Here is a 13726-nt window from a genome sequence, read left to right on the forward strand (position 1 = left end):
TATCAGGAGTGTAGCCACCTCCCTGAATGAGCAGGAGGCGACACACAGCACCTCAAACTCTTCGCCTGATTCCACTATATACGGATTGCTCAGCTCGCTGAAGCGTAGCCTAGACGATCGCGGAAGAACGTTAGCGATGCTTCCTACGGACAAGTTCGCTAGTCGGCAGCTCGGGCTAGACCTTTTGACATATAGCGAACTCAATGAGACCCATCCTTTTCCTGAAGCAGAACTTCTCAAGCTTGTCCTGGCTCGCTTCCAAGCCAGAACCAACTACTGGAGAGAAGTCGCACTACTCTTGCTGTGCGAAGAAATGTTGTCCTGTGCGAATTTATAGATCGTTTTCCGGCATCCCTGCCGGCGCTGGTGGCCAGGCCCGGGCATGAAGCCGCCCGGCCCTGGCGCGGCATCCATGCCTCACCAGCTGCGCAATTGAACATACTATCCACCTGTTTTAGTAGCCAACGATAAAACCAACGATCAAGGAATAGCATGATCGCAATAACTCTATTTGGAATATTTTTCCTCCTACCGGTTCTGTTGGGATGTATTGCAAATATCCTGAACTCAAGAGACAAAAAAATATGGTGGTATAAACGACTACGCAGGATCAAGCGCTGGAAAAAGCTAGAATATTCAGCCGCAGCTTTCGTTGCTGCCACAGCTGCATTTTACACGTTGGGCCTTTCTGCAATCATGGGGAACAAATCCAACTCAACAACTGCGCTAACCGTACTGTCAATAAACTGCCTCTCCGCCTTTGTATTTCTTTACTATCATTGGAGAGTCTCTGCCTTTATTGGGCGGCACTGGGAGCTATTTAAGACCCTCATCACACCAGTGGTGGTATGCGTAGCAACACTTTCAAAGATTTACTCCGATGCAGCAATTGCTGAGCTTAGCGGGCTATCTCCTGCAGACCTGCCAGGCACTCAACTATTTCTTACTCTAATCCTGACGCCAACAATATGGCTCTTGGCTGCATCATTAGCCTTTGGGTATGCGAGCTTACCATTAATCCCAGCTCTTTTAGTTAAGAACCTAGTGGATGAACATCGTAACAAAAACAAAAAACGCCCCCTTCGCGAAAAGAACAAATTCTCACCAGTCATGGCAATAGTTGCACTTTCCCTTGGAGCCATAATACTACTTACGCTAATGCAGAAAATTGCAAGCAAAAGCTTTTATGAGCCTAGACTAAGGCAGGCCATTGCATTTTCATCCTTCCACCTCCCAACATCATATTGCGGACTTGAAGATACTAACGGCGTTAACGTTGCGGTGATGCCGGATGATCGTGCGGCGCTAGCGATACCTGATGTTAAGCTTGGTTATAAGTTTATAAAAATCAGCTGCAGTCCGCCTCTCACAACAGATAGCGAGACCAAGGAAATCCTGAAAAACATTATTAATGAAAATAATAAAACTGCTCCAAGGGAAGCAGCTTCTCATCAATAATAGTTCTACAACGACGCCGTCAATCCCTATGTAAACAGCTGATCAAGTATTCTGCGATCTCGCACCCGTCCACCTGTTGCTCCTCAACTCTGACCTTTACGCCGCTTAGCAGCATAATGACGAGTCTGGTATTTCAAGATGCAGGCGGTATCAAGCCGCTCTGCCTCACCCAAACCCCACCCCTGCGCGAGTATATCTGGCCATCTTTCGCCGCCACCCCAGGGTGGTGGCGGCGAAAGCACAAAAAAGATTTTCAATGAGTCCCAACGTGGTGAGCGTACGAGCTCTGTCAACTCTATACGTCTTTGCTCGGTCAGCGCGGTACCATAACGCCTCAAACGATCCAGGGTATACAGGGCTCGACGCAATTCTATATCTTGGAGGCCATTAACGACCTTTAGAACCAGAGGCATAGGATCAGGGTGGTACCAAAGATTCAAAGCAGTCTCAACCAATACTTCAGGATTGGCGTGATGAAGCTCCCCCTGGACTAACCTCTTCAGCGGATGCATCAGCCTTACTCCTCGTCAGCAGCCACAACGAGGTTTTCTAAAAACAATTGGAATGCCTGCTCTGTCACTTTGCTAGCAGCCGCCTGTTTGTATGCACCTACAACAGCATCCAGCGCTGGCTGCAACATACCAGTGAATTTTTCTAACAGCATCTCACCATTGAGGGTATCAAGCTCTGGTGCGACTTCTGTTAGTAAATCATGCGTGAGGTTTTGAGGAAAAAGCTGACGTGGTAGGATATTGGAAGCCATTAGGATCTCCTGTCGATCTTTTTGGTCAGACGCTGGATAGGGCTGCAACCCCATCCAGCGTCGTCACTTTATCTCCACCCGCTAATTTTAGTCCAGCCCTCCGGTCTGTCTGTTTGTTTTTTCTTTAAGACATACAAACAGAGGAAACTATATTTTTTCATAACTCATTGAATTTAAAGGACTTTACCAATCAAAGGTGAAAGCTTATGGGGCCTAAGGTGAAAGGATATGGGGCGAAAGGTGAAGAGATATGGGGCGACAACTTTAATAGGTGAACATTTATGGGGAGCAAAGGTGAAAACATATGGGGTTGAAAGTGAAAGCTTATGGGGCGAAGGTGAAAACTTATGGGGAGGACCATTCTTAGATCTTTTTTTCATATAAGCGTATAGGGCCGCTAACCCCGAGTAATCAAAAGCGCTAAACAATAACAAATAACAACAAAAAATACGCAACAATACGCCAAAATAACAAATTAGCGGTACAAGACATAACGCCACGTTAGTTGACCGCATATGAGCCGCCGAATTTAAATAGGCCACAACACTTACCCCCAAGTTGTGGAGCGTTCCGATGAAAAGTCGATTCGAAGAAGCCCTAGTCGAAAAATTTGGACTTTTGATGTCTCCTGCCCAACTCGCAGAGCTTTTAGGCAAGTCTCCAGAAGCCCTTCGCGTTCATCTCACCCGTTACAAAAACGATAATTTTTATCGAAGCCTCAATGGTACCTCTGTAAAAGTTGGTCGCCGTGTTTACTACAGAACCCCAGAAGTTGCGGAGATCCTCGCATGCCCGGCCTAATAAGCTGGCTTGGCTCACCGGGCTTTAGCCGTCTAACGCACAGAATTTTTTACCTTCTTTTACTCCTCACCAACCTAGCAGTTCCCTTCGGGCAACATCGTGCTTGGGGTGGACTCCCAGGCTGGTGGTTGTTCCCCTCAACAGCCGTCCTGGCCCTTTGTGCCGTGCAACAGTATTTGTCCGGCGGGGGTCAGTTTTATGCGCTCGCCGGCATCCCGTATGCGTTGCTGTATGTGTTTGACGCTAGTGCCACGCCTCTAGTTTTACCGCCGGCACAGCGGGGTACAGCCAGATGAAAAAATCGCTGCTGCTTTGCCTACTTCTGGCCGCTCTCTTCGGAGGCACAGCTCACGCTAACTCCTCAGGCGGACTGAACCAATTCACCCCGCCGCCGGGCGATACTTCCGTTGACTTCCTGGAAGAAGTGTTCGGCTCGATCGTGGGGACCATCCACTCTGGCGGGAACGTAGAGGGCGGCGAGACCGAGGACGTGCTGGGCAGCATGATGTCCGTTTTCGGTGGTGCCGTGATGTTCTTGGGCATGCTCTTTATCGCCTACACCACGATCAAAGGCACCGTCGACTCCGCTCAGGACGGGGAGGTCCTCGGCCGGAAGATGAGTGACATTTGGATCCCGCTGCGTACTGCCGCAGGCGGCGCGTTACTCTTACCTTTGGGCCATGGGTATTCGCTGATCCAGATTATGGTGTTATGGCTCGCGATACAGGGCGTGGGTGTAGGCGATGCTATCTGGAGCCAGGCCGTCGACCAGATCGGCAAGGACGGGATGTTGTCGCGCCCGCTGATCCCTGATTCTAGGCCGCTCGCAGCCAACATCCTGAAATTCGAAGTCTGCGCCGCGGCGATGAACAAGCAGTTTGAGGCCTCAGGCAGGTCGACGCGCATCCAGGCTGTCGCATCCACCCGCAAGGTCGTCAATACCGGGGAGATCGACGTTGACATCACCGATGCCATACCGGTCTACGGCGGCATCAACATGGTGCAGAAGTACAACAAGGCGAGCTATAACGTCACCGACTACAAGTGGAAGGCAAACGACAAGTCCTACATAAATCCCGATGTGTGCGGTGCACTCACTTGGAAACAATCATGGGAAGCGAGCGAAGGAAATTCAAATACTAAGGTCATCAAAGAGCCGATTCTCGCGGCCCACGCCAAAGCCATCCAGCAGATGATCCAGGATATCCGGCCGACGGCACAGCAGATCGTCGCCGGGCAAAAACCGGCCCCGGGCGTGATAGACGCCGCAGCGAACACCTACGAGAACTCGCTTCGCGCCGCCGCCAAGACGGCCGTAATGCAAACCAGTGATCGCGCTGCAGCGGACTTCCTCAAGGCCGCCAAGGACGGCGGCTGGCTGTTCGCCGGCACCTGGTACAACCACATCGTCAAAATGAACGACGTGATGCAATCCACGTTGAACGGTCTGCCGGCAGCCGACCCTATTGCCATCGTCGACAAGGAGACCAAGGAGACACTCCAGACCTATGCCGACGTGATGCTCACCGCCGACGAATATGCCAAGCACCGCGTCGACTCGGTGCGCAACACCTACTATGCCGAGACCAACGTGCGTGAGCCCCGCGATGGCGAAGGGGCATGGGAATACGTCAAAAAGATGATTTCCGCCCCGTTCATGGGTGCGATCAACCAGATGACGCAGAGCATCGCCGGCTCCAACCTCAACCACATGAGCCAGATGAAAAGCTTCGGCGATGTCATCGTGACTACCGGCGAGGTGATGGTCGCGGCCATGACCAGCGCCACCGGCGTCGCGAACTCCTGGGCAGCACAGGCCACAGTGAAGGTCGGTTTCGACGCAGGAGCGGTATTCCAGTTTCTCTCAACCCTGATCACCACGCTGTTGATTTTGCTGTTCGCTTTCGGCGTGACGCTCAGCACCTACGTCCCAATGATCCCTTTCATCACCTGGGTGACCTCGATCGTGAACTGGTTCGTTCTTGTCCTGGAGTCGGTTATTGCGGCCCCGCTGTTCGCTGTGGCCCACATCCACCCGGACGGAGACGATGCTGTTGGCCGAGCTGGCCAGGGGTACATGATGATCCTGTCACTGGTGATGCGCCCGGCACTGATGCTGTTCGGCCTCATCGGCGGGATGCTGCTAACCCAGCCAATCGTTGGCTACATCAATGCAGCCTTCATGTCAGTTGTCTCGGGGATCCAGGCCGACAGCATGACGGGCATCGTCAGCTTTATCGCTTACGTGGCCATCTATGTGGTGATGATGACGACGGTTGTCCATATCGTTTTCAGCCTGATTCACTGGGTTCCGGACAACATCCTGCGATGGATCGGTAACGGATCTACTGGTGGTATCGCCGACGCAGAGCGCACGGGTGACAGCGGCCAGGATGTGTTTGTCGCCGGCGTCAGGGAAACGAAGCACGGGGCCGCGGGTGGTCTGGGTGGCGGGGCGAAACACTCCAAGGGGCCAGATAGCTCTACGCCTGGCCGAAGCATGCCAGACAACAGCACACTGCTGGGGGGGCCGCCTCCTGGAGGTTAATTATCTCCGGAGGCGTGAACTTTGCCCCTCATATTCGTGATCTTCAAGATATCTATCAAAGGCCTTCTGACGAAGCGAATCCCTGTTTTCCTTTTCCAGCAATGGAGAGTTAGGAGAGGTCTTTCTTAACTCCTCCAGCAATAGAAGCAAGACATAGTTATTCGCCTCAAAGTGGCCTTGCATGATTTCGATACGCTCATTTAAAGCGTTTACTTGACGCTTCAGGCTCTCTGAGTGCAAGCGCCACTCATCAATTACAGCTTCGTATGACGCTTGGGTTGCGCGAGAGTGAGCGTAACCAGCAGATAAGCCAACTTGATATCCGGAGGATGACATTGAAAGTCTCCATACATAGGCGATGAGAGTATTCAAGCAAACTTATTTAAGCTGCACAAGGATCAGGCAAAGAAAAAGTCACATGTGACCTAAAAATCGATGAGTCATGCGTGACCTAAAAAGAATAGGTCCTAAGTGACCTAAAAAGAAATCACATTCACGCAGCTGCGTGAATGTGGGCATCGGTCGCCGGAACGGCGATTCGCGTAGCGAAAGGTGCCCCTTCAGCCAACCAGCTCAAACGACTTAGGTCACTGGAGATCGCACTATGAAAACCCCGGAAGATATCTTTGAGATCGTAAAAACTGCCCGCCAACGAATAAAGGAAATGCCACCCAAAAAGCTAAATAATTCAACCGATGATGGTTACGTTCGCGAATATAACCGTATGGTTGGCGAGGAAGGGGCTGATCCAGAGAAACTATGGTCAGCGATCTGCGCGACTCAAAGTAAGTCCACATATCGGAGACGAGTAGCCGCAACATTACACTGTTGTCGCATTCAGCTTCAGGAGGCGATACGGAGACAAGATGCGGCCCAGCGTATAGGTGATATGAACGCCGTTAGACACCACATAGCGGTGATCGAAGAGGTGGTTGGAATTTTGAATATTGTAGATGGACACAAAGGACAGTGCCCTCTCGAAAATACAGTAAGACGGAAGTCCAAACGATCTGACCTAAAAAATCTACCGAGTGATTGGCGGGATCAACTACATAAGCAATTTAAGGGTAGCAAGTATGAGCTCGCGTACCTGGTGGAGGCAGTGTCTGGATGTCGGCCAGGCGAGCTTGAGAAGGGAGTCAAAGTGATTTGTTCCAAAGAAAACGAGCTGTTGACTGTCCGCATCGACAACGGAATCAAGGTCACCGACCAGAAAGGTCAGCCCTGGCGCGAGATCACCTATCGGATCGATCAAAGCCCACTGGTTAGAGCTCTATTTGAGGTCTGCCAAAATATTGGCTCGGACACGGAAAGAATCGAGACATTTGTTCAAGTTGAGAAAACTACCAACTGGCGTGCATCGTTGTCGTCGGCTGGACAGAAATTGTGGCCCAGACTGAAATTCAGAATATGTCCCTATCATCTGCGCAATGCCGCAGCAAGTGATTGGAAGCGGCACGGGTTGATTGATGAAGACATCTCGGCTGCGCTGGGGCACTGCGTAAACAAAACTTCTAGTAGCTACGGGCAATTCCAATTAGGACAAGGTAGCGAGGGGCTGCGGCCTTGCAAAGTCACTGCAGCACGAACTGTCTTGAACACTCGAACACCTACTCCAAGTGGAGTTTCAGCATACTCAACCCTTAAAAAATATCACTAACTCATGTAGGGCAGCGCCAAGCTGCCTACTTTCAGCATAATAGACAACGGCCGCCCTGCCCCAGGCAATTACAAAGGAAACCTATCTTTTCATGCTACCAATTCTTCGTTTCGCGATGACATTTGGGTTACCCTTCGCGGGACCACGCCAATTGCTTACCGAAAAATATTTAGAGCCATCATACTCCATAGCCCAAGAGTCAACAGCACCATTCCAAATCTTGACTGTTAGCTCACCGACATTAGCGTGATTCGCGACACTAAGATATGACTTCCAGACCTTTCTATAATGGGAATCATAACTACCAAATACATAATCCGACTCATCTTGAAACGAAAGATTGCTAAACATTAATACAGTGGCCAACTCAACACCACTTTCATTAGGCAGATCCCATCTAGCCCCGCTATACCAATAGCTAAGGGCCTGAAACACTCCTCTAGAGCTCTTACCATGAAATCCTTTTCCGGTCACTGGACTTAAATGCTTGACCTCCACCCCGATATACTTATCAGTAAACCCACACGCAACAAGCTCATCCCTTGCCCTGATTACAAAGTCTATTCTTACACGCTCAATCTCTCTATCAACAAATCCGGTACCGCTGACCTCATGATAGATATAAAACCATTTTGAAAAATTCTTTTCAAACCAAGCATGAAGCTCCTCCTCACTACACCACTTCGACGAAAACCCCTCATCTATATATTTATTACGCTGCCGTATTAAATAGGTAGAAAGCAAACTAGAAACCTCTACCTCGTTTTCCCTGCAGTAGCCACTAATAACCTCCTCAAGCCCAGCCAACTTCTGCTCCATTGTTTTCCCTTGCCAAGGGTTCAATGAAGGCATCAACTCAACTCGCGCTGAAGATAGTATTTCTGTCCTTTTCCTATTAAACGCATCCTCTAGAATTGAATCACCATGCGGCGGCTGAACTTTCACTTTAGACTTACTTATCTCACCACCGCGAAATTCTCCACAGAACTGACACTGGTTAGCATAAGCTGTCCCTCCTGCTTTATTCCTCAATCGCAATTCTAGGTAGCTCGCACAATCGTGATCTAAATCTTCAATCACCACGGCAGATTCAAGATGCTGGTAAGTCATAAAGCCTTAGTCCGCCCTATAAATTTTTGTCGCATAAAAATAAAAGGCCACTACCACCTTGTTATTGGCAGTAATAGCCTCTATTAGATGAAGCTTCCGACAGTTTACGCAATAACTGCCAGAAAACCTCTATTCCAAATGATCTCTTATATCAAGTCACAAGCCGTAAGTACGGAACCCTTGGTGGGACTTGGGGGCGCTGCTCGACAAAATCCTCTAAACCGGTAAGCTCTTTCAAAAAACCAACCTTTACGTTTAGAGCCTTGGCAATTTCGCCAACACCGATCCCTCTCTTTTCGGCCAAAACAAACAGTGACCTAGCGAGCATTTCTGGAGGTTCCTGAGCTATTAGATAATCTTCCTTCTCCCCGTTTGACTCTCCGTACTTTTTGAGAGTGATAACTCCAGTCTTGTATTGCGACTCCGTAATTAGATCTAGCTGCTTAGCTCTGTACAGAATAGCGGCCTTACTGACTTTCCAGGTCAGTTTAAACTCACGCATTCCTTTCCAGTCTAGTCTAGTACCATTTGGACGCGGAAATAATTTAGCCATCATAGTGCGCGGCAGCAGCAGCGCACTAGCAAAGCGGTTTGCTTGATTTTCAGTAACGCGATCACCTGTAACGATACCTTCATGCATCACCAGGTGCCCTAACTCATGCGCAATGTCAAACCGCTGTCGGCATGCACTCTCTTTTGCAGTGTTCCTAACTATAAAAGGTCTTTCCACAGAAACTGAGAGCGCGTCGATTTCTTTGGAAATACCGGAGAATGTAGTAACCACAGCTCCTAGGTTCTCTGCCAACCTGGTCATACTACCAATTGGCGCAAGCCCAAGATCCCACTCATTTCGGCAACGCTCCGCTGCACGCTCAATGTCCTCGTACGTCTGAATCTGAGCAATACTTGGAATTTTCACTTCCGGCAATCGAAGCTCCTGTTCGAGAAATCGAATCAGGGAATCAATCATTTCTCCGCGCGCAACAGCAACTTGTTTTATAGTATTTTTTGTAGTGAGTAGTTTTCTAAAGTGAAACTGGTCTTCGTGAAGCCTGTTATTTCTAGGCGCGAAAAAACCCACCTCGACATCAAGTGCATCTGCAAGGTCGTACGCTAGCTGCTCAGTGGGCTTACCCTGCCCGGTTTCAAGCTTATGCAAGTACTGGCGGGTTTTCCCTACCTTTTCAGCAACCTCTTCAAGAGCAAGCCCGCTAAATACGCGGGCTAGTCTTAGGGATGCTCCATCAAATAAAACGTTCATCTATTTCACTCGTTTTGAGCGTCTCTATCTTTCCGGACAGTGTCTTCCCGCACCTCGACTGCTGCTGGGGGAAGCTCTTTGACCTTAGGCACGTCGCTGTCCACAGAATGGAGGATTGGTCCAGAGGAACCATAGGCCCACTGAGAGATCTTTTCCTGAAATGCGTTGTAGCCAATCAGAAAAACTCGATCCTCGTCATCCTCAGTTAGAGCTCGCTCAACGACAAAACGCCACATAACAGGATCGTTTTCATCTGGAGAGAAGAGATCATCAACCGCATTTCTCTTGAAGAACCCCGGTTTTCCCGGCAGTTCAGGATCATCACGGAAAAAGCGACATGGCACATTGCCAATACGGAAAGTGACATCCATGCCGGGGCTGGCGAGACTTAGCCAGTCATACTTGCCGCCCATGCAAAGATGGATCAGCATGTTGCGGGACCGTCCAAATACCGCTGTCTCTTGGGTATACGTATCGTCAAACGGGGAAGCCATCTCGCGGATGGTGCTATAACGAATGTCGAGCAGCGGCTCAGCAATTTTCGCCAGGCGATCGTCGGTAAGGTCCGGGTAAAACGAAGAAGGGTGTCGATAGGTCATAGCGATTCCTGGCGAAAATCGGTTTTTGTCAACCGAGAGAATCTGGCAATTTCGGGATTTTGTCAACCTGAAACAATCCAATAAACGCTGGTGATGCCTTAAGGTCGATAACCCGAGACCAAGGCAGCTCTGCTGCCGCAGCCGGTCGAGGGTTGGGGCGCAGGATTTGAGCCGAACCACGATAACACCGACATCAAGCCGGACGCGTGTGCCTCTATCGCAAAGGTACACTAGCGGTACAGCACGAAGGTCCTCACCTGTAACGTACCGTTCGCTAACGTACTGATTGCCCTGCACTTTCGCGTACTGTACCGTTTCCTCGTGTAACCCAATGAAACCTAGCGCAACGGTGTCATTGGCGAACTCATAATCCTTTGGTCCACGGTTCGAGTCCGTGTGGGCCCACCAGACACCAAAAAGCCGCGCGAATGCGCGGCTTTTTCATGTCTGCGTCTCAGCCCTCACCGCGGCAACGCATACGCAATCACATAATCCCCCCGATCCGTCGACTGCCGCGCACCGCCCGCCGTCAGCAGGATGTACTGCCTTCCGGTCTTGGGCGACACGTAGGTCATCGGCCCCGACTGGCTGCCCACCGGCAGGCGGGATTTCCAGATTTCGTCGCCGGTGCCGGTGTCGAAGGCGCGCAGGTAGAAGTCCTGGGTGCCGGCGAAGAACAGCAGGCCGGACTGGGTGGCGAGCGAGGCGCCCAGGGTCGGCATGCCGATCGGGATCGGCAGGTGCATGCGGATGCCCAGCGGGCCTGTGTCCTGCACGGTGCCGACCGGCACTTGCCAGACCAGTTTGCGGGTCTTCAGGTCGATGGCGGACATCGTGCCGAACGGCGGCTTCTGGCACGGAATGCCCGCCGCCGACAGGAAGCGCTCGCGCATCGCGCCGAACGGGGTGCCTTCCTGCGGCACCACGCCCATCTCGATGCCGCTGGCGCCGGCGGCGATCCGGTTACGCGGGATCATGTAGTTGGCCAGGCCCAGGCGCATGTCGTTGACGAACATGTAATGGGAGTTCGGATCCACCGACACGCTGCCCCAGTTCATGCCCCCGAGGGAGCCGGGGAACTGCAGGGCGCGATCCATGCCCGGCGGGGTGTAGACGCCTTCGTGGCGCATGCCCTTGAACTGGATGCGGCACATCAGTTGATCGAACGGCGTGGCGCCCCACATGTCGGATTCGGTCAGGGTCTGGTTGCCGATGGAGGGCATCTCCACCGAGAACGGCTGGGTCGGCGAGTAGCGTTCGCCCGGCACGTTGCCTTGCGGCACCTTGCGTTCCTCGACGCGGGCGATCGGTTTGCCGGTCTCGCGGTTGAGCAAGAAAATCTCGCCCTGCTTGGTCACCTGCGCCAGCGCCGGCTGCGTGCCGCCCCGATCGTCCGGCAGGTCGTACAGCAGCGGCTGGGCCGGCAGGTCGAAGTCCCACAGGTCGTGATGGGTGGTCTGGAAGTGCCAGCGCACCTGACCGGTCTTCACGTCGAGGGCGACGATGGAGGAACTCCACTTGTCGTCGAACTCGGTGCGCTGGCCGCCGAAGAAGTCTGGTGTGGCGTTGCCGGTCGGCAGGTAGACCAGTCCGAGTTTGGCGTCGTAGGACATGGCCGACCACACGTTCGGCGTGCCGCGGGTGTAGGTCTCACCGGGCGGCGGGCGTTTGGTGATGTTCGGGTTGCCCGGATCCCAGGCCCACACCAGCTCGCCGCTGCGCACATCGTAGGCGCGGATGACGCCCGGCGGCTCGCCCGTGGAGTAGTTGTCGGCCACGCGGCCGCCGATGATCACCACGTCGCCGGCCACCAGCGGGGTCGAGGTCTGCTGGTAGTAACCCGGTTTGACGTCGCCCATGTCGGTTTTCAGGTCGACGGTGCCTTTGTCGCCGAAGTCGGCGCAGGGCTCGCCGGTTTCGGCGTTGATCGCAATCAGGCGCGCATCGCCGGTCGGCAGGAACAGACGTTTCGCACAGGCTGCCGGGGCAGCGGCCGACCCGTCTGAAGGCGCTTCGAAGTAACCCAATCCCCGGCATCGCTGCCAGTTCGGTGCGCTGCCCTGAGGGTCGAACTTCCAGCGCTGGGTGCCGGTGTCGGCATCGAGGGCGAAGACCTTGCCGTAGGCGGTGCAGGCGTAGACCGTGTCGCCGATCTGCAGCGGCGTGTTCTGGTCTTCGGCGCCGGCACCGGTGCTCTGCGGGATGTCGCCGGTGTGGAAGGTCCAGGCCACCTGGAGCTTGTCGACGTTGGCCTTGTTGATCTGGTCCAGCGCGGCAAAGCGGTTGCCGGCGGTGGTGTTGCCCCAATGGGCCCAGTCCTTCTGCTCCGTGCCCGGCGTGACTGGGGTGACGGCCGGCACGCTGGAGGCTTCGACCACGTGGGTCGGCACAAACATGTAGGCCAGGGCCGCGGCGATGCCGACGCCCAGCACGCCCGCCAGCCCGTGGGCGCCCCGCCCTGCCTTGGCACCGGAGACCCGCGCCAGCGTCGGGTAGACCAGCGCCACAACGAAGCCGATCACGGCGAAGGTCAGCACCCGGGAAACCAGCGGCCAGTATTCCAGGCCAGCGTCCCACAGTGCCCAGATCACGGTGAGGATCAACGCGACGCCGTACAGCCATGCCCCTTGCCGTTGGCCACGGGCGATCATTGCCCCGGACACCAGCATCGCCAGGCCCATCAGCAGAAAGTACCCGCTGCCGCCCAAGGCGACGAGCCAGCCACCGCCGCCGGCCAGACCGAGCCCGATCAAGGCAATCAACACACCCAGACCGCGCAGCAGCCATTTGCTGCCGGCGGCAGCCCCAGAATCGTTCATGTCGGACGTTGTTCCCATTTGTGACAAGGGCGGAATAATGTACCGGACGGTTACTTATGGCAATTTGTCGCAATAGAAATGAACCAGACAGTCCAAAAAACCGTTCGATTATCGGCCGTAAGCGTTCTCGCGCCTGAATCTGTAACATGCAGCCCATCCGTCCGCGCCCCTGGAGACGCCCTTTGCCTGACATCCGCCCGCCCGTGCTCGACGAAATCGACCGCCAGCTGATCGCCGCCCTGCAAATCAACGCCCGCGAAAGCGTGGCGATGCTTGCGCGGCAATTGGGCATCGCCCGCACCACCGTGACGTCGCGGCTGGCGCGGCTGGAAAAGGCCAAGGTCATCACCGGTTATGGCGTGCGCCTGGGCCAGCGGGTGGTGGACGGCGGATTGCAGGCGTACGTGGGCATCACCGTGCAGCCGCGCTCCGGCAAAGAGGTGCTGCGCCGGCTCAGCGCCATGGCGCAGGTGCAACAGCTGTGTGCGGTGAGTGGCGAATTTGATTATGTGGCGTGGCTGCGCACCGACTCGCCGGAGCAACTGGATCAGTTGCTCGACCAGATCGGCAGCGTGGACGGGGTGGAGAAGACGACCACGTCGATCATCCTGAGCAGCAAGATCGACCGGGGGCAGCCGGTTTGACCGTCGGGTTCGGCATTTCGGTCGTGCGGTCGGGCCTCATCGCGAGCAGGCTCGCTCCTGTTT

General features: G+C 53.7%; 12 protein-coding genes. 5 read left to right on the forward strand and 7 right to left on the reverse strand.

Features of this window, described 5'->3' with window-relative positions:
• The first annotated feature begins 492 nt into the window (after positions 1-492).
• Positions 493-1458 (forward strand): hypothetical protein, encoded by a 966-nt coding sequence (locus CAG33_RS28095; RefSeq protein ID WP_139832989.1) that lies wholly within the window; start codon positions 493-495, stop codon positions 1456-1458.
• 83 nt (positions 1459-1541) lie between these two features.
• Here the strand turns inward: CAG33_RS28095 and CAG33_RS28100 are convergent, their stop codons facing one another.
• Together CAG33_RS28100 and CAG33_RS02930 are read right to left on the reverse strand one after the other, a co-directional pair.
• The gene (locus CAG33_RS28100) at positions 1542-1970 is read right to left on the reverse strand and encodes a hypothetical protein (protein ID WP_139832990.1); all 429 of its coding nucleotides are present in this window, start codon (positions 1968-1970) and stop codon (positions 1542-1544) included.
• Between the two features lie 5 nt (positions 1971-1975).
• Positions 1976-2221 (reverse strand): hypothetical protein, encoded by a 246-nt coding sequence (locus CAG33_RS02930; protein ID WP_085636835.1) that lies wholly within the window; start codon positions 2219-2221, stop codon positions 1976-1978.
• A gap of 573 nt (positions 2222-2794) precedes the next feature.
• Between CAG33_RS02930 and CAG33_RS02935 the strand changes: the two genes are divergently transcribed.
• Both CAG33_RS02935 and CAG33_RS02940 read left to right on the forward strand, forming a co-directional pair.
• Positions 2795-3022: a hypothetical protein gene (locus CAG33_RS02935; RefSeq protein WP_079743374.1), complete on the forward strand. Its 228-nt coding sequence runs from the start codon at positions 2795-2797 to the stop codon at positions 3020-3022.
• Positions 3023-3314: 292 nt separating this feature from the next.
• Complete coding sequence (locus CAG33_RS02940; protein ID WP_085636839.1) at positions 3315-5570, forward strand: DotA/TraY family protein; 2256 nt, start codon at positions 3315-3317, stop codon at positions 5568-5570.
• Here the strand turns inward: CAG33_RS02940 and CAG33_RS28105 are convergent, their stop codons facing one another.
• A complete protein-coding gene (locus CAG33_RS28105; protein WP_060484785.1) occupies positions 5571-5906 on the reverse strand; it encodes a hypothetical protein in 336 nt (111 codons plus the stop codon).
• A gap of 268 nt (positions 5907-6174) precedes the next feature.
• Here CAG33_RS28105 and CAG33_RS28110 point away from each other — a divergent pair, with 268 nt between their 5' ends.
• The gene (locus tag CAG33_RS28110) at positions 6175-7230 is read left to right on the forward strand and encodes a hypothetical protein (RefSeq protein WP_139832991.1); all 1056 of its coding nucleotides are present in this window, start codon (positions 6175-6177) and stop codon (positions 7228-7230) included.
• A gap of 81 nt (positions 7231-7311) precedes the next feature.
• On the opposite strand, the gene CAG33_RS28115 is transcribed toward CAG33_RS28110, so the two are convergent.
• From CAG33_RS28115 to CAG33_RS02960, 4 genes are all read right to left on the reverse strand, one after another.
• Positions 7312-8340: a hypothetical protein gene (locus tag CAG33_RS28115; protein WP_139832992.1), complete on the reverse strand. Its 1029-nt coding sequence runs from the start codon at positions 8338-8340 to the stop codon at positions 7312-7314.
• A gap of 151 nt (positions 8341-8491) precedes the next feature.
• Positions 8492-9601: an ImmA/IrrE family metallo-endopeptidase gene (locus CAG33_RS02950; protein WP_085636845.1), complete on the reverse strand. Its 1110-nt coding sequence runs from the start codon at positions 9599-9601 to the stop codon at positions 8492-8494.
• A 5-nt stretch (positions 9602-9606) separates the two neighbouring features.
• Positions 9607-10200 (reverse strand): hypothetical protein, encoded by a 594-nt coding sequence (locus CAG33_RS02955; RefSeq protein WP_085636848.1) that lies wholly within the window; start codon positions 10198-10200, stop codon positions 9607-9609.
• A 461-nt stretch (positions 10201-10661) separates the two neighbouring features.
• The gene (locus tag CAG33_RS02960) at positions 10662-13019 is read right to left on the reverse strand and encodes a glucose/quinate/shikimate family membrane-bound PQQ-dependent dehydrogenase (RefSeq protein ID WP_085636851.1); all 2358 of its coding nucleotides are present in this window, start codon (positions 13017-13019) and stop codon (positions 10662-10664) included.
• 182 nt (positions 13020-13201) lie between these two features.
• Between CAG33_RS02960 and CAG33_RS02965 the strand changes: the two genes are divergently transcribed.
• Positions 13202-13663 (forward strand): Lrp/AsnC family transcriptional regulator, encoded by a 462-nt coding sequence (locus CAG33_RS02965; RefSeq protein ID WP_046029956.1) that lies wholly within the window; start codon positions 13202-13204, stop codon positions 13661-13663.
• Positions 13664-13726 lie beyond the last annotated feature (63 nt).

Origin of the sequence: Pseudomonas sp. B3(2017) (genome assembly GCF_002113595.1) — a bacterium.
Classification (GTDB): domain Bacteria; phylum Pseudomonadota; class Gammaproteobacteria; order Pseudomonadales; family Pseudomonadaceae; genus Aquipseudomonas; species Aquipseudomonas ekonensis.

Excerpts from the sequence above, each read along its gene's own strand:
- CAG33_RS28095 (WP_139832989.1), top strand. The coding sequence starts at position 493 with ATGATCGCAATAACTCTATTTGGAATATTTTTCCTCCTACCGGTTCTG.
- CAG33_RS28100 (WP_139832990.1), bottom strand. The coding sequence starts at position 1,970 with ATGCATCCGCTGAAGAGGTTAGTCCAGGGGGAGCTTCATCACGCCAAT.
- CAG33_RS02930 (WP_085636835.1), bottom strand. The coding sequence starts at position 2,221 with ATGGCTTCCAATATCCTACCACGTCAGCTTTTTCCTCAAAACCTCACG.
- CAG33_RS02935 (WP_079743374.1), top strand. The coding sequence starts at position 2,795 with ATGAAAAGTCGATTCGAAGAAGCCCTAGTCGAAAAATTTGGACTTTTG.
- CAG33_RS02940 (WP_085636839.1), top strand. The coding sequence starts at position 3,315 with ATGAAAAAATCGCTGCTGCTTTGCCTACTTCTGGCCGCTCTCTTCGGA.
- CAG33_RS28105 (WP_060484785.1), bottom strand. The coding sequence starts at position 5,906 with ATGTCATCCTCCGGATATCAAGTTGGCTTATCTGCTGGTTACGCTCAC.
- CAG33_RS28110 (WP_139832991.1), top strand. The coding sequence starts at position 6,175 with ATGAAAACCCCGGAAGATATCTTTGAGATCGTAAAAACTGCCCGCCAA.
- CAG33_RS28115 (WP_139832992.1), bottom strand. The coding sequence starts at position 8,340 with ATGACTTACCAGCATCTTGAATCTGCCGTGGTGATTGAAGATTTAGAT.
- CAG33_RS02950 (WP_085636845.1), bottom strand. The coding sequence starts at position 9,601 with ATGAACGTTTTATTTGATGGAGCATCCCTAAGACTAGCCCGCGTATTT.
- CAG33_RS02955 (WP_085636848.1), bottom strand. The coding sequence starts at position 10,200 with ATGACCTATCGACACCCTTCTTCGTTTTACCCGGACCTTACCGACGAT.
- CAG33_RS02960 (WP_085636851.1), bottom strand. The coding sequence starts at position 13,019 with ATGAACGATTCTGGGGCTGCCGCCGGCAGCAAATGGCTGCTGCGCGGT.